At 65.2% G+C, this 24,610-nt stretch carries 21 protein-coding genes; 14 read left to right on the top strand and 7 right to left on the bottom strand.

From position 1 onward, the window contains the following. Positions 1 to 109: 109 nt before the first annotated feature. From fes to cfa, 4 genes are all read left to right on the top strand, one after another. A complete protein-coding gene (gene fes, locus ENGE1_RS12695; RefSeq protein WP_048252998.1) occupies positions 110 to 1,324 on the top strand; it encodes an enterochelin esterase in 1,215 nt (404 codons plus the stop codon). A 23-nt stretch (positions 1,325 to 1,347) separates the two neighbouring features. Further along, positions 1,348 to 1,563 (top strand): MbtH family protein, encoded by a 216-nt coding sequence (locus ENGE1_RS12700; RefSeq protein WP_043085336.1) that lies wholly within the window; start codon positions 1,348 to 1,350, stop codon positions 1,561 to 1,563. Continuing rightward, entirely contained in the window at positions 1,556 to 5,422 is a 3,867-nt protein-coding gene (entF, locus tag ENGE1_RS12705; RefSeq protein ID WP_064360629.1) for an enterobactin non-ribosomal peptide synthetase EntF, read from the top strand. Before ENGE1_RS12700 ends, entF begins: the two co-directional genes overlap by 8 nt. A gap of 170 nt (positions 5,423 to 5,592) precedes the next feature. Continuing rightward, a complete protein-coding gene (gene cfa / locus ENGE1_RS12710) occupies positions 5,593 to 6,741 on the top strand; it encodes a cyclopropane fatty acyl phospholipid synthase (RefSeq protein WP_043085333.1) in 1,149 nt (382 codons plus the stop codon). 4 nt (positions 6,742 to 6,745) lie between these two features. Here the strand turns inward: cfa and fepC are convergent, their stop codons facing one another. The 3 genes from fepC to fepD are packed head-to-tail and all read right to left on the bottom strand — an operon-like array spanning position 6,746 to position 9,536. Beyond that, a complete protein-coding gene (fepC, locus tag ENGE1_RS12715) occupies positions 6,746 to 7,546 on the bottom strand; it encodes an iron-enterobactin ABC transporter ATP-binding protein (protein ID WP_045288727.1) in 801 nt (266 codons plus the stop codon). Continuing rightward, on the bottom strand, positions 7,543 to 8,535 hold the full coding sequence (gene fepG, locus ENGE1_RS12720) for an iron-enterobactin ABC transporter permease (protein ID WP_048253000.1): 993 nt from the start codon (positions 8,533 to 8,535) through the stop codon (positions 7,543 to 7,545). Before fepG ends, fepC begins: the two co-directional genes overlap by 4 nt. Continuing rightward, positions 8,532 to 9,536 (bottom strand): Fe(3+)-siderophore ABC transporter permease, encoded by a 1,005-nt coding sequence (gene fepD / locus ENGE1_RS12725; RefSeq protein ID WP_043085325.1) that lies wholly within the window; start codon positions 9,534 to 9,536, stop codon positions 8,532 to 8,534. Before fepD ends, fepG begins: the two co-directional genes overlap by 4 nt. Before the next feature lie 108 nt (positions 9,537 to 9,644). On the opposite strand from fepD, the gene entS reads away from it, so the two are divergent. After that, the gene (gene entS / locus ENGE1_RS12730; protein WP_048253001.1) at positions 9,645 to 10,928 is read left to right on the top strand and encodes an enterobactin transporter EntS; all 1,284 of its coding nucleotides are present in this window, start codon (positions 9,645 to 9,647) and stop codon (positions 10,926 to 10,928) included. A gap of 2 nt (positions 10,929 to 10,930) precedes the next feature. Here entS and fepB read toward each other — a convergent pair whose 3' ends face one another. Further along, positions 10,931 to 11,872 carry a Fe2+-enterobactin ABC transporter substrate-binding protein gene (gene fepB / locus ENGE1_RS12735; protein WP_234450629.1) on the bottom strand — a complete coding sequence of 314 codons (942 nt, stop codon included), beginning with the start codon at positions 11,870 to 11,872 and terminating at the stop codon, positions 10,931 to 10,933. A gap of 193 nt (positions 11,873 to 12,065) precedes the next feature. Here fepB and entC point away from each other — a divergent pair, with 193 nt between their 5' ends. The 5 genes from entC to entH are packed head-to-tail and all read left to right on the top strand — an operon-like array spanning position 12,066 to position 16,893. Beyond that, positions 12,066 to 13,241 carry an isochorismate synthase EntC gene (gene entC / locus ENGE1_RS12740; RefSeq protein WP_048253136.1) on the top strand — a complete coding sequence of 392 codons (1,176 nt, stop codon included), beginning with the start codon at positions 12,066 to 12,068 and terminating at the stop codon, positions 13,239 to 13,241. Positions 13,242 to 13,250: 9 nt separating this feature from the next. After that, positions 13,251 to 14,861, top strand: a complete 1,611-nt coding sequence (locus tag ENGE1_RS12745; RefSeq protein ID WP_048253002.1) for a (2,3-dihydroxybenzoyl)adenylate synthase — start codon at positions 13,251 to 13,253, stop codon at positions 14,859 to 14,861. Positions 14,862 to 14,873: 12 nt separating this feature from the next. After that, positions 14,874 to 15,725 (top strand): isochorismatase, encoded by an 852-nt coding sequence (locus ENGE1_RS12750; RefSeq protein WP_048253003.1) that lies wholly within the window; start codon positions 14,874 to 14,876, stop codon positions 15,723 to 15,725. Then, the gene (gene entA / locus ENGE1_RS12755) at positions 15,725 to 16,480 is read left to right on the top strand and encodes a 2,3-dihydro-2,3-dihydroxybenzoate dehydrogenase EntA (protein ID WP_048253004.1); all 756 of its coding nucleotides are present in this window, start codon (positions 15,725 to 15,727) and stop codon (positions 16,478 to 16,480) included. The genes ENGE1_RS12750 and entA overlap by 1 nt, the downstream gene beginning before the upstream one ends. Next, positions 16,480 to 16,893 carry a proofreading thioesterase EntH gene (gene entH / locus ENGE1_RS12760; protein WP_043085316.1) on the top strand — a complete coding sequence of 138 codons (414 nt, stop codon included), beginning with the start codon at positions 16,480 to 16,482 and terminating at the stop codon, positions 16,891 to 16,893. Before entA ends, entH begins: the two co-directional genes overlap by 1 nt. Positions 16,894 to 16,934: 41 nt before the next feature. On the opposite strand, the gene ENGE1_RS12765 is transcribed toward entH, so the two are convergent. The 3 genes from ENGE1_RS12765 to ENGE1_RS12775 are packed head-to-tail and all read right to left on the bottom strand — an operon-like array spanning position 16,935 to position 19,235. After that, positions 16,935 to 18,047: a M20 family metallopeptidase gene (locus ENGE1_RS12765; protein ID WP_048253005.1), complete on the bottom strand. Its 1,113-nt coding sequence runs from the start codon at positions 18,045 to 18,047 to the stop codon at positions 16,935 to 16,937. A gap of 13 nt (positions 18,048 to 18,060) precedes the next feature. Continuing rightward, positions 18,061 to 18,525: a YjiG family protein gene (locus ENGE1_RS12770; protein ID WP_043085313.1), complete on the bottom strand. Its 465-nt coding sequence runs from the start codon at positions 18,523 to 18,525 to the stop codon at positions 18,061 to 18,063. After that, a complete protein-coding gene (locus tag ENGE1_RS12775; RefSeq protein WP_045288720.1) occupies positions 18,522 to 19,235 on the bottom strand; it encodes a nucleoside recognition domain-containing protein in 714 nt (237 codons plus the stop codon). Before ENGE1_RS12775 ends, ENGE1_RS12770 begins: the two co-directional genes overlap by 4 nt. 296 nt (positions 19,236 to 19,531) lie before the next feature. Here ENGE1_RS12775 and cstA point away from each other — a divergent pair, with 296 nt between their 5' ends. The 4 genes from cstA to ENGE1_RS12795 all read left to right on the top strand — a co-directional run bounded on the left by cstA (position 19,532) and on the right by ENGE1_RS12795 (position 24,598). Further along, entirely contained in the window at positions 19,532 to 21,637 is a 2,106-nt protein-coding gene (cstA, locus tag ENGE1_RS12780) for a pyruvate/proton symporter CstA (RefSeq protein WP_043086719.1), read from the top strand. A 55-nt stretch (positions 21,638 to 21,692) separates the two neighbouring features. Continuing rightward, positions 21,693 to 21,890: a YbdD/YjiX family protein gene (locus ENGE1_RS12785; protein ID WP_043085311.1), complete on the top strand. Its 198-nt coding sequence runs from the start codon at positions 21,693 to 21,695 to the stop codon at positions 21,888 to 21,890. 210 nt (positions 21,891 to 22,100) lie between these two features. Next, a complete protein-coding gene (locus ENGE1_RS12790; protein ID WP_048253006.1) occupies positions 22,101 to 23,603 on the top strand; it encodes a sugar ABC transporter ATP-binding protein in 1,503 nt (500 codons plus the stop codon). Next, positions 23,600 to 24,598 carry an ABC transporter permease gene (locus tag ENGE1_RS12795; RefSeq protein WP_043085307.1) on the top strand — a complete coding sequence of 333 codons (999 nt, stop codon included), beginning with the start codon at positions 23,600 to 23,602 and terminating at the stop codon, positions 24,596 to 24,598. The genes ENGE1_RS12790 and ENGE1_RS12795 overlap by 4 nt, the downstream gene beginning before the upstream one ends. The last annotated feature ends 12 nt before the right edge of the window (positions 24,599 to 24,610 follow it).

Here is a 24,610-nt window from a genome sequence, read left to right on the forward strand (position 1 = left end):
ATATGAAATTGCGCGGCAATACGCTATTGCAAATGCAAATAATTATCAATATGATTGTTGATAAATTTTTATCTACGACACATATTTTCACAGTGGGCACGGGGCTAACGTGACGCAGAAGTTAACGACAGGGAGCGATGCCTGGTGGGCCAGCCTCGACGGCCCGCGGCAGCAGCGGGAAGGAGATCATTGCCGGGTCACCTTTTACTGGCGCGATCCCGCAGGCAGCGAACACCATTCCGCCACTGCGCGCGTCTGGCTGTACATCACCGGCGTCACCGACCACCATCAAAACGCATTTCCGCAAACGCTTACCCGCTTACCGGGCACCGACGTCTGGCAGTGGCAAACCCTGCTACCCGCCGGCTGGCGCGGCAGCTACTGCTTTATTCCTTCCGATCGCGAGGACGATTTCGACCCGGCGCTGTTTCGCGGCGATGCCCCGGACCGCAGGCTGCTGCGCGACGGCTGGCGGCGGCTGTTGCCGAAGGCGATTGCCGACCCGCTTAACGCCTGCAGCTGGCGCGGCGGGCGCGGGCACGGCGTTTCGGCTCTGTCGATGCCCGACGCGCCGCCGCAGCCCGGCTGGGACCATCCCGCTGAACCCTACGGGGAACCGCGCCTCATGCAGTGGCAGAGCGATCGGCTCGGCAATACCCGGCGGGTGTGGATCTACACCACCGGCGAGGCGGATGAAAAAACGCGCCCGCTGGCGCTGCTGCTCGACGGCCAGTTTTGGGCCGAAAGTATGCCTGTCTGGCCCGCGCTGGCGGCCCTGACCCGCGAAGGCAAACTGCCTCCCGCCGTCTACCTGCTGGTGGATGCTATCGACACCGCTACGCGCGGCGAGGAGCTGCCCTGCAACGCCGACTTCTGGCTGGCGCTGCAGGAGGAGCTGCTGCCGCAGGTCCGCGCCGTCGAGCCTTTTAGCGACAGCCCCGCCCGCACGGTCGTCGCCGGCCAGAGCTTCGGCGGCCTGGCGGCGATGTTCGCCGGGCTGCGCTGGCCGCAGCGCTTCGGCCGCGTGCTGAGCCAGTCCGGCTCCTTCTGGTGGCCCCGCCGCGGCGAGGGCGGCGGCGTGATTATTGAACAACTGGCCCGCGGTGAACTCAGGCCGCAGGGCCTGCGCATCTGGCTGGAGGCCGGGCGGCGCGAACCCGTTATTTTTCAGGCCAATCAGGCGCTATGGCACCAGCTCACGCAGCAACACTGTCCCGTATTCTGGCAGCCGACCGATGGCGGCCACGACGCGCTCTGCTGGCGCGGGGGCCTTACCGCCGGGCTGATGCAGCTATGGCAGCCGCAGCCCCTGAACGACGATTGAGCGCACTTTTCCGAGGAGTTTGTATGCAAGTCAGTAATCCCTTCGACGACGCGCAGGGGCAGTTCTATATTCTGCAGAACGCCCGCTCGGCCTTTAGCCTCTGGCCGCAGCAGTGTCCGCTGCCCGCCGGGTGGCATCCCGTTTGCCAACCGCAGCCTCTGGAGGATTGCAACACCTGGCTGGCGCAGCGCTGGACGACCCTGATGCCGGGGAGCTATGCGGGAGCCTGCCATGAGTGAACGTTTACCGCTGGTGGCCGCCCAGCCGGGGATCTGGATGGCGGAGAAGCTCTCGACCCTGACGAATGCCTGGAGCGTGGCCCACTACGTTGAGCTTGAGGGCGAGCTTGACGCCGCGCTGCTCCAGCAGGCCATCGTGCGCGGACTGGCCGATGCCGATACGCTGCGGATGCGCTTCGAAGAGGAGAACGGCGATGTGTGGCAGCGCCCGGATCCGGCGTGGCGCCCGGCGCTGCCGGCGCAGGCCGACGTGCGCGCCGCCGCCGATCCGCAGGCCGCCGCAGAGGCCATTATGCAGGGCGATTTGCAGCAGAATACGCGCGCGGACAGCGGCGCGCCGCTGCTCTGCCACAGGCTGATCCGCGTCGGCGAACGCCGCTGGTTCTGGTATCAGCGCTATCATCACCTGCTGGTGGACGGCTTCAGCTTCCCGGCCATTACCCGCCACATCGCGCGAATTTACGCGGCGCTGCTGGCCGGCGAGCCGCTGCCGGACTCGCCCTTTACGCCGTTTGCCGAGGTGGTGGAAGAGTATCAGCGCTACCGCGATAGCGATGCCTGCCGGCGCGATAAGGCATTCTGGGCGCAGCAGCGCGCCGACCTGCCGCCCCCGGCGTCGCTCTCCGCCGCGCCGCTGCCCGGACGCGCCGCCAGTACCGATATCTGGCGCCTGAAGCTGACCGCCGACCGGCATGCCTTCAGCCGCCTGGCCGCCGCATCGGATGATGTCCAGCGCGCCGATCTGGCCCTGGCGCTGGCGGCACTGTGGCTCGGCCGCCTGTGCGGGCGCAGCGATTACGCCGCAGGCTATATCTTTATGCGCCGCCTCGGTTCGGCGGCACTGACCGCCACCGGCCCGGTGCTTAACGTTCTGCCGCTGGCGGTGACCATCCACCCGCAGGAGACGCTCTCCGCGCTGGCGACCCGTCTGGCCGGGCAGTTGAAAAAGATGCGCCGCCACCAGCGCTACGACGCCGAGCAGATCGTCCGCGACGGCGGTCGGGCCGCCGGCGATGAGCCGTTGTTCGGGCCGGTATTTAACGTCAAGGTCTTTGACTACCGCCTCGATATGCCGGGCACAATGGCCACGACCCACACCCTGGCGACCGGCCCAGTTAACGATCTGGAGCTGGCGCTGTTCCCGGACGAGACCGGCGGCCTTTCCGTCGAAGTGCTGGCGAACCGGCAGCGCTACGGCGAAGAGGAGCTGAAGCGCCACGCCGCCCGGCTGGAGGCGATGCTGGCCCAGTTTGCCGCCAATCCGGCGCTGCCCTGCGGCGCGGTGGATCTGGTCAGCGCCGATGAATACCGGCGGCTGGCGGAGATTAACGCCACGGCCAAAGAGGTCGAGGCAACCACGCTAAGCGCGCTGGTGGCCCGCCAGGCGGCAAAGACCCCGGACGCCCCGGCGCTGGAGGATGCCCGCCACCGGCTGAGCTACCGCCAGATGCGCCAGCAGGTGGTGGCCCTGGCGAACCTGCTGCGCGCCCGGGGCGTGAAGCCCAGCGACAGCGTGGCGGTGGCGCTGCCGCGCTCGGTGTTCCTCACTCTGGCCCTGCACGCCATTGTTGAAGCGGGCGCCGCGTGGCTGCCGCTGGATACCGGCTATCCCGACGAACGGCTGCGGATGATGCTGGAGGACGCCGCGCCGTCGCTGCTGATTACGGCCAACGAGCAGCTGAGCCGCTTTACCGGGGTTGAAACCCTCTGCTACGAGAGCCTGCTGCCCGCCGGGGACGACGCGCCGCTGGCGCTATCGCGCCCGGAGCAGACCGCCTACATTATTTTCACCTCCGGCTCCACCGGCCGCCCGAAAGGGGTCATGGTCGGCCAGCAGGCGATCGTCAACCGCCTGCTGTGGATGCAGGACCACTATCCGCTGGGCGACGACGACGTGGTGGCCCAGAAGACGCCGTGCAGCTTTGACGTTTCGGTGTGGGAGTTCTGGTGGCCGTTTATCGCCGGCGCTTCGCTGGTGATGGCCGAGCCGGACGCCCACCGCGATCCGCTGGCGATGCAGCAGTTTTTCGCCGACTGCGGCGTGACCACCACCCACTTCGTGCCGTCGATGCTGGCGGCCTTTGTCGCCTCTCTGGAGCAGGAAAGTGCCGCCTGCCGCAGCCTGCGGCGCGTCTTCTGCAGCGGCGAGGCGCTGCCCGCCGGGCTATGCCGCGAGTGGGAAACGCTGACCGGCGTCCCGCTGCACAACCTCTACGGCCCGACGGAAGCGGCGGTGGACGTCAGCTGGTATCCGGCCTTCGGCCCTGAGCTGGCGGCGGTGACCGGCAGCAGCGTGCCCATCGGCTTCCCGGTGTGGAACACCGGCCTGCGCATCCTCGATGCGATGATGCGCCCGGTGCCGTTCGGCGTGGCGGGCGACCTCTATCTGACGGGCGTACAGCTGGCGCAGGGCTACCTCGGCCGCCCGGATCTGACCGCCAGCCGCTTTATCGCCGATCCTTTTGCCCCCGGCGAGCGGATGTACCGCACCGGCGACGTGGCGCGCTGGCTGGAAAACGGCGCCGTGGAGTACCTCGGGCGCAGCGACGATCAGCTTAAGATCCGCGGCCAGCGCATTGAGCTCGGCGAGATCGACCGCGTGATGCAGGGCCTGCCGGACGTCGCCCAGGCGGTGGCCCACGCCTGCGTCTTTAACCAGGCCGCCGCCACCGGCGGCGACGCCCGCCAGCTGGTGGGCTACCTGGTCAGCGAATCGGGGCAGCCGCTTGACGACGATGCCCTGCTGGCGCAGCTTCGCCAGCAGCTGCCGCCGCACATGGTACCGGTGGTGCTGGTGCAGCTTGCGGCGCTGCCGCTCAGCGCCAACGGCAAGCTCGACAGAAAAGCGCTGCCGCTGCCGGAGCTGACGCAAACATCGGCGGGCAGAGCGGTGGAGAGCGAGACCGAGATTGCGGTAGCAGAGGCCTTCAGCGCGCTGCTCGGCTGCGAGGTGGGCGACGTTGACGCCGACTTCTTCGCCCTCGGCGGCCACTCGCTGCTGGCGATGCGTCTGGCGGCGCTGCTCAGCCGCCGCTTCGCCCGGCAGGTGACGCCGGGGCAGGTGATGGTCGCCTCCACCGTCGGCAGGCTCAGCGCGCTGCTGGCGGCAGAGGACGACGAGCAGGCCCGCCGGCTGGGGTATGAGACGCTGCTGCCCCTGCGCGACGGCGGCGGCCCCACGCTGTGGTGCTTCCACCCGGCCTCCGGCTTCGCCTGGCAGTTCAGCATCCTGGCGCGCTGGCTCTCTCCGCGCTGGTCGATTACCGGCATCCAGTCGCCGCGCCCGGCCGGACCGATGGCGACCAGCGCGGATCTCGACCAGCTCTGCGACGCGCACCTGCAAACGCTGCTGGTGCAGCAGCCGCAGGGGCCGTACTACCTGTTCGGCTACTCCCTCGGCGGCACGCTTGCCCACGGCGTCGCCGCCCGCCTGCGCCAGCGCGGCGCGGAGGTGGCCTTCCTCGGTCTGCTGGATACCTGGCCGCCGGAGACTCAGAACTGGTCCGAGAAAGAGGCCAACGGCCTCGATCCGGAAGTGCTGGCGGAGATCGAACGCGAGCGCGAGGCGTTTCTTGCCGCCCAGCAGGGACAGGCCTCCGGGGAGCTGTTCAGCGCCATCGAGGGCAACTACGCCGATGCGGTACGCCTGCTGGCCACCGCCCACAGCGTGCCTTTCGACGGTAAGGCGACGCTGTTCGCCGCTGAAAAAACCATGACGCCGGGGATGGATCCGCAGCAGATCTGGGCGCCCTGGGTGGGCGAGCTGGAGGTGCACCGCCAGGCGTGCGCCCACGTGGAGATTATCTCGCCGCAGGCGTTTGAGCAGATTGGGCCGCGGCTGCGGGAAATTCTCCGCTAGCCGCGGGGCGGGCTTGTGCCTGAGCGAAAAGCACAAGCCTGCCGCCATTCCATCCGGCAATCATTGCCATTCATTTATTTCATTTTTCCGACTTATCCTGCCTGATGTACTCTATTTGTAGATTTGTATGACAAATAAAATAAAGCGCTCACGCAGCGTAAGCAGGTTATATGGCAACGGAAAACGTACTTAACGCGCCGGCAAAGGCCGACCACTGGCAGCAGATTGGCGAGGAGCTTCTCGCCCGCGCGGGTATCACCCTCAACGGCAGCCGGCCCTGGGATATTCAGGTCACCAATCCTAAGTTCTTTAAGCGCGTGCTGCAGCAGGGCTCGCTGGGGCTGGGCGAAAGCTATATGGACGGCTGGTGGCACTGCGACCAGCTGGACGAGTTTATCGCCCGCGTCATCAACGCCGATCTCGAATCCTCTTTACACCTTAACGTGCAGGATATGCTGCGCATTGCCGGGGCGCGGATCGTCAACCATCAGACCAAAAAGCGCGCCTGGATCGTCGGTAAAGAGCACTATGACCTCGGCAATGACCTCTTCACCCTGATGCTCGATCCGTGGATGCAGTACTCCTGCGGCTACTGGAAAGAGGCCACCACCCTGCACGAAGCGCAGCAGAGCAAGCTGAAGATGATCTGCGAAAAGCTGCAGCTGAAAGAGGGCATGACGCTGCTGGATATCGGCTGCGGCTGGGGCGGACTGGCCTCTTACGCCGCCGAACACTACGGCGCGAAGGTCACCGGGCTGACCATCTCCGCCGAGCAGCAGCAGTTTGCTCAGGAGCGCTGCGCTAACATGGACGTGGAGATCCTGCTTGAGGACTACCGGGATCTCGACCGGCAGTTCGACCGGATTGTTTCGGTGGGGATGTTTGAACACGTCGGGCCGAAAAATTACGACACCTATTTCCGCATGGTGAACAGGAACCTGCGTCCCGACGGTCTGTTTCTGCTGCACACCATCGGCTCGAATAAAACCGACCTCAATGTCGATCCGTGGATCAATAAGTATATCTTCCCCAACGGCTGCCTGCCGTCGGTGCTGCACATTGCCAAAGCCAGCGAGCCTTATTTCGTGATGGAGGACTGGCACAATTTCGGCAGCGACTATGACCGCACGCTGATGGCGTGGGAGCAGCGCTTTCAGGAGAGCTGGCACCTGCTGGAAGACCGCTACTCCCCGCGCTTTCGCAATATGTTCACCTACTACCTGAAGGCCTGCGCCGGGGCATTTCGCGCCCGCAACATTCAGCTCTGGCAGGTGGTGTTTACCCACGGCGTGGAGGGCGGGCTGCGGGTCGGACGCTGATTTCTTACTTTGCCCAGCGCCCCAGCGGCACCACCAGCGGCGTGCCCGCCACCGGATCGGGCACGATGGTACACGGCATTCCGTAGATCTTCTCGATAAGCCCGGCGGTGACGATCTCGCCCGGCGCGCCCTCGGCGATGATTTTCCCATCGCGCAGGGCAATCAGGTGGGTGGCGTAGCGGCAGGCCTGGTTGAGGTCGTGCAGCACCGCCGCCAGGGTGTAGCCCTGTTCGCGGTTCAGGGCGCTCAGCAGCTCCAGCAGGTCTATCTGGTAGCTGATGTCCAGCCAGGTGGTCGGCTCGTCGAGCAGCATGATCTGCGTCTCCTGCGCCAGCACCATGGCGATCCACGCCCGCTGGCGCTGGCCGCCGGAAAGGGTATCCACGCTCTGCGCCGCCAGCTCAAGTACGCCGGTAGCGGCCATCGCCCGCGTCACCGCCTCTTCATCTTCTTTCCGCCAGCGGGCAAACAGCGGCTGGTGCGGATAGCGCCCGCGCGCCACCAGCTCCTGAACGGTGATATCGCCGGGCGTGGTGGCGTTCTGCGCCAGCAGGCCAATGCGCCGCGCGACCTCTTTGCTGGCGTAGCGCTGAATATGTTCGCCGTCGAGAAAAACGTGGCCTTGCCGGGGCGTCATCAGGCGGCTCAGGGTACGCAGCAGAGTGGATTTTCCGCAGCCGTTGGGGCCGATAATCGCCGTGAAGTGGCCGTCGGGAATGGCGACGCTCAGGTTGTCGGCAATAATTTTTTTGCCGTAGCCCAGCGTCAACTGATCCCCGCGCAGGCGGGCCTCGGAGGTGGTCATCTTTTACGGGACTCCTGAATAAGCAAACCGATAAGGTAGAGGCCGCCGATGCTGACGGTCACCACGCCCACCGGCAGCTGGTAGGGCATAAACAGCCGCTGGGCGCAGAGGTCGGCCAGCGTCAGCAGCAGCGCGCCGCACAGCGCGGCCTGGGTCAGGCCCCAGCGGGCGGTGCCGCTCAGGCGGCGGGCGATATGCGGCGCCACCAGGGCAATAAACGAAATCGGGCCGGCGATGGCGGTGGAGGCGGCGGTGAGCAGCACCGCCACCAGCATCAGCAGCAGCCGCGAGCGCTCGACGCTGACCCCCAGCGCGCAGGCGCTGTCATCGCCCATCTCCAGCAGCCTCATGCGCCGCGCCAGCAGGGCGGCGGCAAAAAACAGCAGCAGGAGCAGCGGCGCGGCGGGCAGGGTCTTCGCCCAGGTCAGACCGTTGAGCGAACCGGCGTACCACAGCCCGGCGGAGAGGGCGGTCTCCAGCGAGGCCTTGAGCAACAGCCAGGTATTGAAGGCCATCAGCATCGCCCGCACGCCGATGCCGATAATGATCAGCCGGAAGGTATCGATGCCGTTGCGCCACGCCAGCGCCCAGATAGCCAGGGCCGTCACAATGCCGCCCGCCATCGCGGTGAGCGTCACCGCCGTCAGATGCTGACCGAACAGCACCATCGCCAGCAGCACGCCGCTCCAGGCGCCGACGTTGAGGCCCATCACGTCCGGGCTGCCCAGCGGGTTGCGCATCAGCGACTGAAAAATCGCCCCGCTGACGCCGAGCGCCGCGCCGACCAGCAGGCCCATCGCCACCCGCGGCAGCCGCCACTCGGTGACCACCATCGTTACGCTGCGCGGCGCGCTGCCGGTCAGGGCCTGAATGACCTGGCTGACGTCAAGCGGCACGGCGCCGCTGCACAGTCCCCAGAGGGAGACCAGCAGAGCGGCCGCCGCCAGCAGCGCGCAGCTGAGAACCAGGCGACGCGGCGGGGCAATCATCGGCCACCTCCGGCGCGGCGGCGGACGAGGAAAATCAGCACCGGTGCGCCGATAAAGGCGCTCACTACCGATACCCGCAGTTCGCCGGGCACCAGCAGGCGGCCGATCACATCGGCGAAAAGCAGCAGGGCGGGGGTCGCCAGCAGCGTCACCGGCAGCGACCAGCGGTGATCGGCCCCCACCAGCCAGCGGACAACGTGGGGCATCATCAGGCCGATAAAGGCAATCGGCCCCACCAGCGCGGTGGCGCTGCCGCTGAGGGCGGTGATGGCCAGCAGCCCCAGCAGCTGGGTGCGGGCCACCTTGTTGCCGAGCGCGGTGGCGGTGTCGGCCCCGAGGCTCAGGCTGTTGAGCGAGCGGCTGAGCCCCAGCGCCAGCGCGATGGCGATAAGCACCGGCAGCACAACCACCCTGAGGGTTTGCAGGGAGCGGATGTCCAGCGATCCGGCCTGCCAGAAGCGCAGCTGGTCGTAAACGTCGGGATTGATCAGGGCGATGCCGTTGGTCAGGCCTTCGAGCACCGCCGCCAGCGCCACGCCCGCCAGCGTCAGGCGCACCGGGCTGAGCTGGCCGCCGCCCTGGCTGCCGGTAAAGGCCACCAGCAGCGAGGCAATCAGCGCTCCGCAGAAGGCCAGGCCCAGCTGCTCCTGCGGCGTGGTGAGGCCAAACAGCGCCGCGCCGAGCACGATGGCGAAGCTGGCGCCGGCGTTGACGCCGAGGATGCCGGGGTCGGCCAGCGGATTGCGGGTGAGGGTCTGCATCAGCGCCCCGGCCAGGCCGAGCGCGGCGCCGGCCAGCAGGCCGGCGAGAGTGCGCGGCAGGCGGGCGTCTAAGACGATGGTACAGTCGGCGCTCTGGCAGCTGCCGCTCAGGGCGTCCACGACCACGGAGACGGGCAGCGGTTTAGCGCCAATAAGCAGGCTGAGTGCCGCGGCGAGCAGTAGCAGTATGAAAAAACCGGGCACCGCGACGGCGCGCTGTGCGGCGGGTGTGAACGGCATATCGACATCCCTGATATGATAATGATAGTGCTTATCGTTATCGATCTTGTGTGGTTATGTTACCATGCGCGCAGAAAAAAATGGTAGAAAGTTCGCTTAAGGCCCCGCATGCAAAAACAATCCCTGCTGCTCAATCTGAGCCTGCTGAAGACCCATCCGGCGTTTCGCGCCGTCTTTATCGCCCGCTTTATCTCGATTCTCTCTCTGGGCCTGCTCGGCGTTGCCGTTCCGGTGCAGATTCAGATGCTTACCCACTCGACCTGGCAGGTGGGGCTGGCGGTGACGCTCACCGGCAGCGCGATGTTCGTCGGGCTGATGCTGGGCGGGGTGCTGGCGGACCGCTATGAGCGCAAAAAGCTGATTCTGCTGGCGCGCGGCACCTGCGGCATCGGCTTTCTCGGGCTGTGGCTCAATGCCCTGATGCCCGAGCCGTCGCTGGCGGCTATCTACCTGCTCGGCATCTGGGACGGGCTGTTTGCCTCTATCGGCGTGACCGCGCTGCTGGCAGCGACCCCGGCGCTGGTCGGGCGCGAGAATCTGATGCAGGCGGGGGCGATCACCATGCTGACGGTGCGCCTGGGGTCGGTGATTTCCCCGATGGTCGGCGGCCTGCTGCTGGCGAGCGGCGGCTTCTCCTGGAACTATCTGCTGGCGGCCATCGGCACCTTTATCACTACCCTGACCCTGCTGCGCCTGCCGCAGCTACCTCCGCCGCCGCAGCCGCGCGAGCATCCGCTGACCTCGCTGATGACCGGCCTGCGCTTTCTCTTCAGCAGCCCGCTGATCGGCGGTATCGCCCTGATGGGCGCGCTGCTGACGATGGCAAGCGCGGTGCGGGTGCTCTATCCGGCGCTGGCGCTGGGCTGGCAGATGTCGGCCTCGCAGATTGGCCTGCTGTATGCGGCGATCCCGCTCGGCGCGGCGTTCGGGGCGCTGACCAGCGGCCGGCTGGCGCACAGCCCGCGTCCGGGCGCGCTGATGCTGGCGACCAGCATGGCGGCGTTTGTCGCCATAGGCCTGTTCAGCCTGATGCCGCTGTGGCCGCTGGCGGCGCTGTGCCTGGCGCTGTTCGGCTGGCTGAGCGCGGTCAGCTCCCTGCTGCAGTACACGCTGATCCAGACCCAGACGCCGGAGGCGATGCTCGGGCGCATTAACGGCCTGTGGACGGCGCAGAACGTGACCGGCGATGCCGTCGGCGCGGCGCTGCTCGGCGGCTTCGGCGCGATGCTCACGCCGGCGGCGGCGGCAAGCGCCAGCGGCTGGGGGCTGGCGATCGTCGGGGCGGTACTGATGCTGGCGCTGGCGCAGCTGCGTCGCTTCCGGCAGGAGGCCGTGCAGCCGGATAGCCTCACCCCCGGCCCCTCTCCCACGGGGAGAGGGGAGAAAGCGTAAGGTTAACCGAAGAGCTTCTGCAGGCGGTCGAGGACGCGCATGGCGCTGTAGTAGTCGAGGCGGAAGGTCTCGGTGCCGAGGGCGTAGACCCGCTTCTCCTTAACGGCGGGAAGGTGGGCGAGCAGCGGATTGGCGTACACCGCATCGGCGTCCTTCTGGTCACCGGCGAACAGGAACAGCGTCTGCCCGTTCAGCCCGGCGGCCAGGTTCTCACCGCCGAGCTGGACAATATCGTGGCGCTTGCCCTGGCTGGTGCTGGTATGCAGGCCCGCGGGCAGTTCGGCGAGGGTAAAACCCAGCTGCGCCAGCAGCTTGCCCTGGGCCGACTCCGGCGTCCACAGGTTGGCGCTGTGGGCCGCGGCGGTGTAGACCAGGGCGCTGACCGGCTGCGGCGGCAGCTTCATGTTTGCCTTCACCGCCGCCAGCCGCTGGTTAAATTCACTGATACGCTCGGCGGCCTGCTTCTCCTGGCCGGTGATGGTGCCAAGCTCGGTGAGCAGCTGCTGCCAGCTTTTATCGTCGTAGTTGATAATCAGCGTCGGGGCGATGGTCGAGAGCTGGTCGTACAGCGCCAGCGCCGAGTCGCCGCCGGTGGCGCTGATGAGGATCAGGTCCGGCATCTGAGCGGCGACGGCCTCGGCGCTCGGTTCACCGATATAGAGGCGCGCCAGCTTGCGCTGCTTCGCAATCTCGCCCCACTGGCGCAGAAAGCCCTGGTCGTCTGCGACCCGGTTGTTAGGGGCGGTGGCGCCGCTGGCGACAACCGGCGCGTTGAGCGCCAGCAGCGATCCGGTGAGGGTCACGCTGGTGGAGACAATGCGCAGCGGCTTGTGGGGCAGGGTATGGCTGCCGCGGGCGTCGGTAATTTGCCGGGGCCAGTTTGCAGAAAGTGCTGAGTTTAATCCGGAAACGGCAATCGCGATAATCAGCAGCGTATTGCGCAAAAAGGTGGTTAATTTCACGAGGTAAGGGTCCTGTATTGTGCCTGGATAATGATACTCATTTTCACTATGCGCCGCCGCGGATGCAAGCAGAGGATGGGGTTAGCGTTGACATTGCGGCATTTTACTTTTAGCTTACCGCCCAAAATCATAAATGATAATTATTCTTACTATCTTTATCTTTTTGGAGGATAATATGGAAACGTTATGGGAGGAGAAGATGCAGGATGCTGAAATGTTTCTGTCGCCAGAAAGTTTCTTTTTTATGTCGCCCTACCGCAGCTTTACCACGTCGGGGTGCTTCCGCCGCCTGACGCAGCCGGTAGCCGGAGCCGATGCCCCGGAGAGCGATTTCCAGCAGGCGCTGGCGCAGGCTTTCGCCGATGCGAAGGCGGCGGGAATTGATAAGCCGGTGCTGGTGGGGGCGATCCCATTTGATACCGCGCAACCCTCGGCGCTGTTTATCCCGCAGGAGAGCACGCCGTTCTCCCGCACGCAGAAACAGCACGCGGCTCCGTATGCCGCAGCCGTACCGCCGATGAACATCGCGGCCCGCCGGGAGATCCCCGAACAGCAGGCGTTTATGTCGATGGTGTCCGAAGGCGCGGCCGCTACGGCGACGCCGCAGGTCGATAAAATCGTGCTCTCGCGGCTTATCGAGCTGGATACTGACGTGAAGGTTAATACCGGCGCGCTGCTGGAACGCCTTATCGCCCAGAACCCCGCGAGCTTTAACTTTCACGTGCCGCTGCCCGACGGCGGCGTGCTGCTGGGCGCCAGCCCCGAGCTGCTGCTGCGCAAAGAGGGGCGCCACTTCAGCTCCCTGCCGTTGGCGGGCTCTGCCCGCCGCCAGCCGGACGACGCGCTGGACAGGGAGGCGGGCAACCGTCTGCTGGCCTCGGAAAAGGACAGGCACGAGCACGAGCTGGTGACCCAGGCGATGAAGAAAGTGCTGGCGCCGCGCTGCGAATCGCTGGTGATGCCCGACTCGCCGCAGCTGGTGACCACCCCGACCCTGTGGCATCTGGCCACGCCCATCGAAGGGCAGGCAAAAGCCGATGAAAACGCGCTGACGCTGGCCTGTCTCCTGCATCCGACCCCCGCCCTGAGCGGTTTCCCGCACAACGTCGCCACCCGGCTTATTGCCGAGCTGGAGCCGTTCGACCGCGAGCTGTTCGGCGGCATTGTCGGCTGGTGCGATGCCGAGGGTAACGGTGAGTGGGTGGTGACCATCCGCTGCGCCCGGGTGCGCGAAAACCATATTCGTCTGTTTGCCGGTGCGGGCATTGTGCCTGCCTCTTCGCCGCTGGGCGAGTGGCGCGAGACCGGCGTGAAGCTGACGACCATGCTTAACGCGTTTGGTCTCAATTAAGGATTGACTATGAGTGTTGCATTTACGCCCTGGCCGGACGACTTTGCCGCCCGCTACCGCGAAAAGGGCTACTGGCAGGATCTGCCGCTGACCGATCTGCTGACCCGCCACGCCGGCAGCGATGCGCTGGCGCTGATCGACGGCGAGCGCCGCATCAGCTACCGCGAACTGAACCGCAGCATCGACAATCTTGCCTGTACATTACAGCAGCAAGGCGCGATGCGCGGCGAGACGGCGCTGGTCCACCTCGGCAACGTCGCCGAGTTCTACATCACCTTCTTTGCGCTGCTGCGCATCGGCGTGGCGCCGGTGAACGCCCTGTTCAGCCATCAGCGCAGCGAGCTCAATGCCTATGCCGCGCAGATTAAGCCGGCGGTGCTGGTGGCCGATCGCGAACATGCCCTGTTTGCTGACGACGGCTTTCTGACGACGTTCCGCGAGGAGCATCCTTCCCTGCGCACGGTACTGCTGCGCGGCGACGGCGGCGAACGCGACCTGGCGGCGGCCGCTGCCCGTCCGGCGGATAACTTTGTCCCGACGCCGACGGACGCCGGCGAAGTGGCCTTTTTCCAGCTCTCCGGCGGCAGTACCGGCACGCCGAAGCTCATCCCGCGCACCCACAACGACTACCTCTACAGCATCCGCCGCAGCAACGAAATCTGCGCCTTTGACGGCAGCACCCGCTACCTCTGCGCGCTGCCGGCGGCCCACAACTATGCGATGAGCTCGCCGGGCGCCTTCGGCGTGTTTATGGCCGAAGGCTGCGTGGTGCTGGCCGCCGATCCGAGCGCCACGCTCTGCTTCCCGCTGATTGAACAGCAGCAGATTGACGTCGCGGCGCTGGTGCCGCCCGCGGTTAGCCTCTGGCTGCAGGCGATCCACGAGTGGGGCAGTAACGCGCAGCTTCGCTCCCTGCGGCTTCTGCAGGTCGGCGGCGCGCGCCTGTCGGCGACGCTGGCGGCGCGCATTCCGGCGGAGATCGGCTGCCAACTGCAGCAGGTGTTCGGCATGGCGGAAGGCCTGGTGAACTACACCCGGCTGGACGATACCCCGGAGCGCATTATTAACACCCAGGGCTATCCGATGTGCCCGGATGATGAGGTGTGGGTGGCCGACGAAAACGGCGATCCGCTGCCGCGCGGCGAAGTAGGGCGCCTGATGACCCGCGGCCCGTACACCTTCCGCGGCTACTACAACAGCCCGGAGCACAACGCCAGCGCCTTCGATGACAACGGTTTCTACGGCTCCGGCGATCTGATTTCAATCGACGACGCCGGATACATCACCGTGCAGGGCCGCGAGAAAGATCAGATCAACCGCGGCGGCGAGAAGATCGCCGCCGAAGAGGTCGAGAACCTGCTCCTGCGCCACGAGGCGGTGATCCACGCCGCGCTGGTCAGCATGGAGGACAGTCTGCTCGGCGAGAAGAGCTGCGCCTACCTGGTGGTGACCGCGCCGCTGAAGGCCGTCGCCGTGCGCCGCTTCCTGCGCGAGCAGGGCGTGGCCGAATTTAAGCTGCCGGACCGCGTGGAGTGCGTTGACGCCCTGCCGCTGACGCCGGTCGGTAAAGTGGATAAGAAAAAATTACGCGAGTGGCTGGCCCTGCGCGCTCAGTCCTGAAGGAGATAAATAATGGCAATTCCTAAGCTGCAGGCCTATGCGCTGCCTACCGCCGCCGACATGCCGGCAAACAAGGTTGACTGGGCCTTTGAACCGGCGCGCGCGGCGCTGCTGATCCACGATATGCAGGAGTACTTCCTCAACTTCTGGGGCGAAGACAGTCTGATGATGCAGGCCGTCGTCGCCAATATCAAAGCGCTGCGCGATTTCGCCAAGCGCCACGATATGCCGGTCTACTACACCGCCCAGCCGAAAGAGCAGAGCGACGAGGACCGCGCTCTGCTCAACGACATGTGGGGACCGGGCCTGACCCGCTCCCCGGAGCAGCAGCAAATTGTGGCCGACCTGGCGCCGGACGCCGATGACACGGTGCTGGTGAAGTGGCGCTACAGCGCCTTCCACCGCTCGCCGCTGGAGCAGTCCCTGAAGGAGACCGGCCGCGATCAGCTGATCATCACCGGCGTATACGCCCATATCGGCTGCATGACCACCGCCACCGACGCTTTCATGCGCGACATTAAGCCGTTTTTCGTGGCCGACGCGCTGGCGGACTTCAGCCGCGAAGAGCATCTGATGTCGCTGAAGTACGTTGCCGGACGTTCGGGCCGGGTGGTGATGACCGAAGACCTGCTGACCCTGCCGTCCTCGAAAGCGGCGCTGCGGGCGGCCATTCTGCCGCTGCTCGACGAATCCGACGAGCCGATGGACGACGAAAACCTGATTGACTACGGTCTTGATTCGGTGCGCATGATGTCCCTGGCGGCGCGCTGGCGCAAAGTTCACGCCGATATCGACTTCGTGGTGCTGGCGAAGAACCCCACCATCGACGCCTGGTGGGCGCTGCTCTCCCGCGAGGTGAAGTGATGGCCGGATTTGATTTTCACGGCCGGCGCGTCTGGGTGACCGGCGCCGGAAAAGGCATCGGCTACGCCACCGCGCTGGCCTTTGCTGAAGCCGGGGCGGAGGTCGTCGGCTTCGATCTGCAGTTCGACAAGGCCGACTACCCGTTCACCACCGAAGTGCTGGACGTCGCCGATGCGGGCCAGGTGGCCGAAACCTGCCGCCGCCTGCTGGCCGCGACCCCGCGCCTGGATGTACTGGTTAACGCCGCCGGGATTTTGCGCATGGGCGCGACCGATGTGATTAGCGTTGACGACTGGCAGCAGACCTTCGCCGTCAACGTCGGCGGCGCGTTTAACCTGTTTCAACAGACGATGGCGCAGTTCCGCCAGCAGCGGGGCGGGGCTATCGTTACCGTCGCCTCAGACGCCGCGCACACCCCGCGCATCGGCATGAGCGCCTACGGTGCGTCGAAGGCGGCGCTGAAAAGCCTCGCCCTCACCGTCGGTCTGGAGCTGGCGGCCAGCGGCGTGCGCTGTAACCTGGTTTCGCCCGGCTCCACCGACACCGATATGCAGCGCACGCTGTGGGTCAGCGAAGACGCCGAGCAGCAGCGCATTCGCGGCTTCGGGGAGCAGTTCAAGCTGGGCATTCCGCTGGGCAAAATCGCCCGCCCGCAGGAGATCGCCAGCACCGTGCTGTTCCTCGCATCCGATCTCGCCAGCCACATCACGCTGCAGGACATCGTGGTGGACGGCGGCTCAACCCTGGGGGCCTGATGATCTGGCGACGCCACTTAACGCTTGAAGAACTGAACGCCACCAGCGGCGAAACCATGGTGGAGCATCTGGGGATCGTCTATACCCGGCTGGGCGACGATCTGCTTGAGGCAGAGATGCCGGTGGATCGCCGCACCCACCAGCCCTTCGGCCTGCTGCACGGCGGCGCGTCGGCGGCGCTGGCGGAGACGCTGGGATCGATGGCGGGCTGGCTGATGACCGCTGACGGCCAGGCGGTGGTCGGCACCGAGCTGAACGCCACCCACCACCGCGCGGTGTCAAAAGGCAAGGTGCGCGGCGTGTGCCGGCCGCTGCACCTCGGACGCCAGACCCAGAGCTGGGAGATAACGGTATTCGACGAGCAGGGGCGGCGCTGCTGCACCTGCCGGCTGAGTACGATGGTGCTGGGATGAGTGGGAGTGCCGGACAGCGGGCGCTGCCCGGCATAACTGACTTACAGCATTGATACCACCCGCCGCAGCAGCCCGATGCGCGGCGCAATCGACGCTATCTCCAGCCACTCCGCCGGACTGTGGAAGCCAGCGCCCACCGGGCCGAAGCCGTCGAGGCTCGGGATGCCGAGGGCGGCGGTGTGGTTGGCATCGCTGCCGCCCCCTACCGCCTGCCAGCGGATATCAACCCCTTCTTCCTCGCCCGCCCGCTCCACCAGGCGCATCAGCTGCTCCGTCTCCGGGCCTGCGGCCATCGCCGGCTTGTGGGTCAGCAGCTCAAGCTGCGTCTCCACGCCGGTGAGAAAGCCCTCGCGGCACAGCGCGTGCAGCGCCTCGTCCACCCGCGCGTACTCCTCGTTTTGCCAGAAGCGCACGTCCAGTTCGGCCGTCAGGCTCTCCGGTACGACGTTAGCGGCGCTGCCGCCTTCGACCACGCCGACGTTGAGCGTCGTCCCGGACCCGCTGTCGGCCAGGGCATTAATCGCCAGCACCGCGCGGGCAAAGGCGGTGATGGCCGAGCGGCCCTTCTCCGGCTCGTTGCCCGCGTGGGCGGCGACGCCGGTAAAGGTAAGCCGGTAGCCCGCCATCCCCTTGCGGGCCTTGACCAGCGAGCCGTCGGCCCGCGCCGCCTCACACACCAGCACGCAGCGCGAACGCTTCGCCAGCCCGCCGATCCATTCGTGGGAGTGGACGCTGCCGGTCTCTTCGTCCGGATTCATCGCCACGGCGATGGCGAGCCGCTCCCGGTGCTCGGGGGCGAGGGTACGCATTGCCCACAGGATATTGAGCAGGCCGCCCTTCATGTCGGCGACGCCGGGGCCGTACAGGCGGGCGTCGTCCCGGCTCATCGGCCGCTGCGCCACCGTGCCCTCGGGGAAGACGGTATCCATATGCCCCACCAGCAGAACGTCGTAGCGCGCCGCCTGCGGTTTGTTAGTGGCAAACACGCCGTAGCCCACTTCATCGCCAAGATTCACCAGGTCGGCATGCCATCCCTCCTGCCGCCAGAGATCGCGCATGATGTCGGCAATGCGGTTAACGCCCGCCGGCGTGTGGGTGCCGCAGTCGACGTTGACCAGCGCGCGCAGTTCTTTAATGTATTTTTCCAGTTCCATCGTTCGTCCTTAATTAAAGAATAATGTTCATCAGCAGCATGGCGAGGAAGGCATTGATCACCGAAATGGCGATCATCAGCGGAATGCGCTTAGCGCGGGTGCCGATGACCCCGAGAATGCGCCCCAGATACTGGATTTGCGAACCCATCAGGTAGATGGCCGGGGCGAGAATGGCCAGGTGTTCGCCGGTAAGGATGCCCTTATCGAACAGGCCGATGGCGACGCCGATACCGCCGCCCATCGACATCCAGCCGCCGATCAGCACCGCCGCCGCTTCGCCGGGCAGGCCAAACAGCCCCATCAGCGGAGCGAACAGCAGCCCCAGCCCCTTCAGGGCGCCGGTGATCTCCAGCGCCTTAATGATGATAAAGGCCATCACCACGTTGGGCAGCGTGCTGGTGGTGGCGATGTTCCAGCCCTTGCGGGCGCCTTCGACGAAGATATCGGTGATGACCGGGTTAGAGGAGGGGGCGCTCATGAGGCTTCTCCCTGTGCCGCGGCGGCGGATCGCTTCCCGCCGAGAGTGAGGGCCAGGCGCAGCAGGTTGGCGCCGACGATTTTCATCACGAACATCACCGCAATGCAGGCGCCGATGGAGGTCGGAACCGCCGCGCTGCCGTCCAGCGCCACGAGGGTAAACAATATTGCCCCGGAGGAGAAAAAGTTGGTGATCATCGCCCCGGCTGAAAACTGAAACATGGCGAAGACGTCTTTCTCTTTTTCGCTAAGCTCGCCTTCGTCCGCCAGGCTGCGGGTCAGCGACGCGCCGACGTCGGTACTCTGCAGGCTGCCGATCAGCGCCAGTCCGGTATTGCCCGGCAGGCCGAGCAGCGGGCGCAGCAGCGGGGTCAGCAGGCGGCGCGCCGCGCGCAGGGCGCCGTAGTGCTCCAGCACGTTAATCATTCCCAGCGCAAACATGACCGCCGGGATCAGCCCCAGGGCAAAGAGAAACCCGTCCATCGCCCCGTGACCGCCCTTGCCGCGAAAGCTGCCGGTGGCGGCGGCAATGGTATCGCCCTGCTGGCTGACGCCGGTCACCACCTTGCCAAAGGCGCCGTTGAGGGTGGTGAAATCAAATACGCCGTACCATTCGCTGCCGCCCATCAGCCCCGAAAAGAAGAGGGCGGCGAAGGCGAGGGCGATGTAGGCCCCCGGCCCGATTTTCTGTTCCTGCGGTTGAACACTCATATCCTTATCCTTGTTTATATGAATAATTTCGCACCTGTATTGTCACTACAGCGGAAGTAAAAAAAATGATGCAAATCATTTGATAACGCAGCGAAATAAACGGCGTGTAAAAATTGTGATGCCAGAGGAGATTGCGGTGATTGCTGCTGTTTACTCAGGAAAGTGATCGACTTAACAAAGTCATGAAAATACTTGGATTTTTTCGGCTTTTTAACCGTTGCATTATTGTTAATTAATGCGTCGGTGTTATAGATACAAAATGTAACATCTCTCTCCTACACAGGCGGAACATGATTATGAACAACCCCGGAAAGTATCTGCTATGGGCGGTGCTGGCGGTGGTCGGGGCCTTTGCCCTCGGCTATATCGCTCTCAACCGCGGCGAACAGATTAATGCGCTGTGGATAGTGGTTGCCGCAGTCTGTATCTACCTTATTGCCTACCGCTTTTACGGCCTCTATATCGCGAAGAATGTGCTGCAGGTTGATGCTACGCGCATGACGCCGGCGGTGCGCCATAACGACGGCCTCGACTATGTGCCGACGGACAAAAAAGTGCTGTTCGGTCACCATTTTGCCGCTATTGCCGGGGCCGGTCCGCTGGTGGGGCCGGTGCTGGCCGCGCAGATGGGCTACCTGCCGGGGATGATCTGGCTGCTGGCGGGCGTGGTGCTGGCCGGGGCGGTGCAGGACTTTATGGTACTGTTCGTCTCTACCCGCCGCGACGGCCGCTCGCTCGGCGAGCTGGTAAAAGAGGAGATGGGTACTACCGTCGGCGTGATTGCGCTGGTGGCGACCTTTATGATCATGGTCATTATCCTCGCGGTACTGGCGATGATCGTGGTGAAAGCCCTGACCCACAGCCCGTGGGGCACCTATACCGTCGCCTTTACCATTCCACTGGCGATTTTTATGGGGATCTATATCCGCTATCTGCGCCCCGGCCGCATCGGCGAAGTGTCGGTCATTGGCCTGGTGTTGCTGGTGTTTGCCATTATCTCCGGCGGCTGGGTGGCGGAGAGCCCGACCTGGGCGCCGTGGTTTGACTTCACCGGCGTGCAGCTGACCTGGATGCTGGTGGGCTACGGCTTTGTGGCGGCGGTGCTGCCGGTGTGGCTGCTGCTGGCCCCGCGAGATTACCTCTCCACCTTCCTGAAAATTGGCACCATCGTCGGCCTGGCGGTGGGCATTCTTATCATGCGCCCGACCCTGACCATGCCGGCGCTGACCAAGTTTGTTGACGGCACCGGCCCGGTGTGGACCGGCGATCTGTTTCCGTTCCTGTTTATCACTATCGCCTGCGGCGCGGTCTCCGGCTTCCACGCTCTGATCGCCTCCGGCACCACGCCGAAGATGCTGGCTAATGAAAATCAGGCCTGCTTTATCGGCTACGGCGGGATGCTGATGGAGTCCTTCGTCGCCATCATGGCGCTGGTGGCGGCCTGCGTGATCGATCCGGGCGTCTATTTTGCCATGAACAGCCCGATGGCGGTGCTGGCGCCGGCGGGTACGGCGGACGTGGTGGCATCGGCGGCGCAGGTAGTCAGCAGCTGGGGCTTTGTGATTACGCCGGATACGCTGCACCAGATCGCCAGCGAAGTGGGCGAACAGTCGATCATCTCCCGCGCGGGCGGTGCTCCGACTCTGGCGGTGGGCATGGCCTACATTCTGCACGGCTCGCTGGGCGGACTGATGGACGTCTCCTTCTGGTACCACTTTGCGATCCTGTTTGAGGCGCTGTTCATCCTGACGGCGGTGGACGCCGGTACCCGCGCGGCGCGCTTTATGCTGCAGGATCTGCTGGGGGTTATCAGCCCCGGCCTTAAGAAAACCGATTCGCTGCCCGCCAACCTGCTGGCGACCGCGCTGTGCGTGCTGGCCTGGGGCTACTTCCTGCACCAGGGCGTGGTGGATCCGCTCGGCGGCATCAACACCCTGTGGCCGCTGTTCGGCATCGCTAACCAGATGCTGGCCGGCATGGCGCTGATGCTCTGCGCCGTGGTACTGTTCAAGATGAAGCGCCAGCGCTATGCGTGGGTGGCCCTGGTGCCGACCGCGTGGCTGCTGATCTGTACGCTGGCCGCAGGCTGGCAGAAGGCGTTCAGCAGCGATGTGAAAGTGGGCTTCCTCGCCATTGCCAACAAGTTCCAGGCGATGATCGACAGCGGCAATATTCCGCCGCAGTACACCGAGTCGCAGCTGGCCCAGCTGGTGTTTAACAACCGCCTCGACGCCGGGCTGACCATCTTCTTTATGGTGGTGGTGGTGGTGCTGGCGCTGTTCTCGATCAAGTGCGCGCTGGCGGCGCTGAAGTCGCCGACGCCGACGATGAAGGAGACGCCGTACCAGGCAATGCCGGAAAACGTCGAGCAGATCGTTGCGCAGGCCAAAGGCGCCCATTAAAGTTGTTATCTGAGTGCCTCTCCCGCCGGGAGGGGCACACCTTTCGGGAGACGTTATGTTTGATACTCTGTCCAAAGCCGGTAAATACCTCGGCCAGGCGGCAAAAATGATGATCGGCGTGCCGGACTACGATAATTACGTTGAGCACATGCGGGTCAATCACCCTGACCAGCCGCCGATGACTTACGAGGAGTTCTTCCGCGAGCGTCAGGACGCCCGCTACGGCGGCAAGGGCGGCGCTAAGTGCTGCTGATCGGTTCCTTCTGTATTCCTGTTTTCTGACCTCCTCTTCCCGGTTTCCCCTCTTCTGACGCCCGCGCGGCGTCACTGCTTATGCACAATATGTGTGTTGCTTAGTTGTAAGCGACTTGTGTAATATCATTCTCTGTTAGATGTCCAGCCATCCAGATTGCCATTGCTGGCGGGCGGGACATATCGTTTTTCAGCGCGGGGATGAAACAACATGGTCGCTAACCGGCTTGAGATGCGCGGTATCAGCCTGGCCTTTGGCGGCGTAAGGGCCCTGAGCCGGGTAGAATTTACGCTGCAGGGCGGGTCGGTGCACGCCCTTACCGGCGCCAACGGAGCGGGTAAGTCGACGCTGATGGCGGTGCTCTGCGGCACCCACGCCCGCTACGAGGGCGAAATCATTATCAATAATCAGCCTGTTTCAATCCGCACGCCGCATCAGGCGAAGCAGCTGGGTATCCATCTGGTGCAGCAGGAGGTGGACGTGGCGCTGGTGCCGGGGCTGTCGATTGCCGAGAACATCCTGCTGGACCATCTGGCGCAGCCGGGCTACCGCTTTCGCTGGGCGGAGGTCCGCCGCCGGGCCGCCGACGCGCTGGCGCAGCTCGACGCGGGACTCGACGTCAGGCGCGCCGTTGACAGCTGCACCCTCGCCGAGAAGCAGCAGATCCTGCTGGCGCGGGCGCTGTCGCACCGCTGCCGCTTCCTGATCCTCGATGAACCCACCGCGCCGCTGGACGCCCGCGAAAGCGAGCGGCTGTTTGCCGTCGTTCGCCGCCTGCGGGAGCAGGGCATCGGCATCGTGTTTATCTCGCACCGCATCCACGAGCTGCGCGGCATCTGCGACACGCTGACGGTGCTGCGCGACGGCCGGCGGGTGGAGAGCGTGCCGATGGCGGCCCTGAGCGGCGAGGCGATTGTCGAAAAGATGCTCGGTCACGCGCTGACCGATATTTTTCCGCCGCCGCGCCCGCCCGCCGACGGCGACGTGGTGCTGGCGGTGGAGGGGCTGCGGGACGCCGGGCGTCTGCGGGATATCTCCCTGCGGCTGCGCGAGGGTGAAATTCTCGGCATCGCCGGGCTGGCGGGCGCCGGAAAAACCGAGCTGTGCAAGGCGCTGTTCGGTGCGGCGAAAAGCCGCGTCAGCCGCGGTGAGCTGGACGGGCGCCCCTGGCAGCCGCGGGACCCGGCAGATTCCGTCAGCCGCGGACTGGCGCTGGTGCCCGAGGAGCGGCGCCGGGAGGGCATTTTTATCGATGAGCCCATCAGCATGAACCTGGCGGTCAGCGCCGACCGCTGCTTTTCCCGCTGGAGCCTGTTCGGCCAGCGCCGGGCCTGGCGCTGGGCGCAGGAGGTCATCGGACGCCTCGGGATCCGCGCCGCCGGGCCGGGGCAGACGCTGCGCCACCTCTCCGGCGGTAATCAGCAGAAGGTGGCGATCGGCAAGTGGCTGCGCGGCGATGCCCGGGTGCTGATTTTCGACGAGCCGACCAAAGGCGTGGACATCAAAGCCAAAACCGATCTTTTCAGCCTTATCGACGGCCTGGCGCGGGAGGGGAAGGGCATTATCTACGCCTCCGGCGAGTTCGCCGAGCTGGTGGGGCTGTGCGACAGGATCTGCGTCCTTTGGGACGGGCGCATCGTCGCCGAACTGGCGGGCGATGAGGCCCGCGAAGAGACACTACTTTATTACTCCACCGGAGGCGTGACATCGTGAGCAAGGCCCTGACCGTTCGGGAGGCGACATCGGTTCGCCGGCAGATTTTTGATTTCTTCTACAAGTGGGGCATGCTGCTGACCGTGGTGGCGCTGGTGGCTATCTTCGGCCTCGCGGCGGATAACTTCCTCGATCCCTTTAATATCGTCAATATCCTGCGCTCGATCGCCATTGTGACGGTGATCGCGGTGGGCGTTTCCCTGTCGCTGACCGTCGGCGGCTTCGATCTGTCGGTGGGCTCCACCGCGTCGCTGGCCAACGCGCTGGTTATCTCGCTGTTCGTCTGGCACGGCTTCGGCACCGGGGCGGCGATTGCGGTGACGCTGCTGCTCTGCACCCTGGTGGGGCTGTTCAACGCCTTTCTGATCGTAGTCCTGCGCATCCCGGACATGCTGGCGACGCTTGCCAGCCTGTTCGTTATCCAGGGCGTGGCGGCCACCTACAGCTTCGGCGGCTCGATTACCGAAAACATGGTGCTGCCCAGCGGCGAGATGGCGGAGGGCACCATCCCGGCTGCCTTCGCCCTGCTGGGACAGGTACCGACGATTGTGATAATCATGCTGGCGGTCACGCTGCTGGCGCAGCTGGCGCTCTCCCTGACCACCCACGGGCGGCGGATGTACGCCATCGGCGGCAATCCGGAGGCGGCCCGCCTTTCCGGCATCCGCATCATCCGCTATAAAGTTGCCGCCTACGTACTGGCGTCGCTGCTGGCGGGGCTCGGCGGTATCCTGCTCGCCTCGCGCATCGGCTCATCGCAGGTTAACGCCGGGAGCGGCTACCTGATGGATGCCGTCGCCGCCGCGTGGATCGGCTTCTCGCTGGCCGGTTCCGGCAAGCCGAACGCGCTGGGAACGCTGGTCGGCGCGGTGATCCTCGGCGTGCTCTCCAACGGCCTGGTGATGCTCTCGGTGCCCTATTACGCCATGGATATTATTAAAGGTCTGGTGCTGGCTGGCGCGCTGGCCCTGACCTATTTTCAGCGCCGGACATAACAATAAAGGTAA

The organism is Pluralibacter gergoviae ATCC 33028 = NBRC 105706 (assembly GCF_001598855.1).
GTDB lineage: Bacteria > Pseudomonadota > Gammaproteobacteria > Enterobacterales > Enterobacteriaceae > Pluralibacter > Pluralibacter gergoviae.

What these genes read in the sequence shown, in the direction of transcription:
- fepG (WP_048253000.1), bottom strand. Translation starts at nt 8,535, where the DNA reads ATGATTGCCCCGCCGCGTCGCCTGGTTCTCAGCTGCGCGCTGCTGGCG.
- entF (WP_064360629.1), top strand. Translation starts at nt 1,556, where the DNA reads ATGAGTGAACGTTTACCGCTGGTGGCCGCCCAGCCGGGGATCTGGATG.
- entA (WP_048253004.1), top strand. Translation starts at nt 15,725, where the DNA reads ATGGCCGGATTTGATTTTCACGGCCGGCGCGTCTGGGTGACCGGCGCC.
- fepC (WP_045288727.1), bottom strand. Translation starts at nt 7,546, where the DNA reads ATGACCACCTCCGAGGCCCGCCTGCGCGGGGATCAGTTGACGCTGGGC.
- cstA (WP_043086719.1), top strand. Translation starts at nt 19,532, where the DNA reads ATGAACAACCCCGGAAAGTATCTGCTATGGGCGGTGCTGGCGGTGGTC.
- ENGE1_RS12790 (WP_048253006.1), top strand. Translation starts at nt 22,101, where the DNA reads ATGGTCGCTAACCGGCTTGAGATGCGCGGTATCAGCCTGGCCTTTGGC.
- fepD (WP_043085325.1), bottom strand. Translation starts at nt 9,536, where the DNA reads ATGCCGTTCACACCCGCCGCACAGCGCGCCGTCGCGGTGCCCGGTTTT.
- entS (WP_048253001.1), top strand. Translation starts at nt 9,645, where the DNA reads ATGCAAAAACAATCCCTGCTGCTCAATCTGAGCCTGCTGAAGACCCAT.
- ENGE1_RS12765 (WP_048253005.1), bottom strand. Translation starts at nt 18,047, where the DNA reads ATGGAACTGGAAAAATACATTAAAGAACTGCGCGCGCTGGTCAACGTC.
- ENGE1_RS12785 (WP_043085311.1), top strand. Translation starts at nt 21,693, where the DNA reads ATGTTTGATACTCTGTCCAAAGCCGGTAAATACCTCGGCCAGGCGGCA.
- cfa (WP_043085333.1), top strand. Translation starts at nt 5,593, where the DNA reads ATGGCAACGGAAAACGTACTTAACGCGCCGGCAAAGGCCGACCACTGG.
- entH (WP_043085316.1), top strand. Translation starts at nt 16,480, where the DNA reads ATGATCTGGCGACGCCACTTAACGCTTGAAGAACTGAACGCCACCAGC.
- ENGE1_RS12700 (WP_043085336.1), top strand. Translation starts at nt 1,348, where the DNA reads ATGCAAGTCAGTAATCCCTTCGACGACGCGCAGGGGCAGTTCTATATT.
- entC (WP_048253136.1), top strand. Translation starts at nt 12,066, where the DNA reads ATGGAAACGTTATGGGAGGAGAAGATGCAGGATGCTGAAATGTTTCTG.
- ENGE1_RS12770 (WP_043085313.1), bottom strand. Translation starts at nt 18,525, where the DNA reads ATGAGCGCCCCCTCCTCTAACCCGGTCATCACCGATATCTTCGTCGAA.
- ENGE1_RS12775 (WP_045288720.1), bottom strand. Translation starts at nt 19,235, where the DNA reads ATGAGTGTTCAACCGCAGGAACAGAAAATCGGGCCGGGGGCCTACATC.
- ENGE1_RS12745 (WP_048253002.1), top strand. Translation starts at nt 13,251, where the DNA reads ATGAGTGTTGCATTTACGCCCTGGCCGGACGACTTTGCCGCCCGCTAC.
- ENGE1_RS12750 (WP_048253003.1), top strand. Translation starts at nt 14,874, where the DNA reads ATGGCAATTCCTAAGCTGCAGGCCTATGCGCTGCCTACCGCCGCCGAC.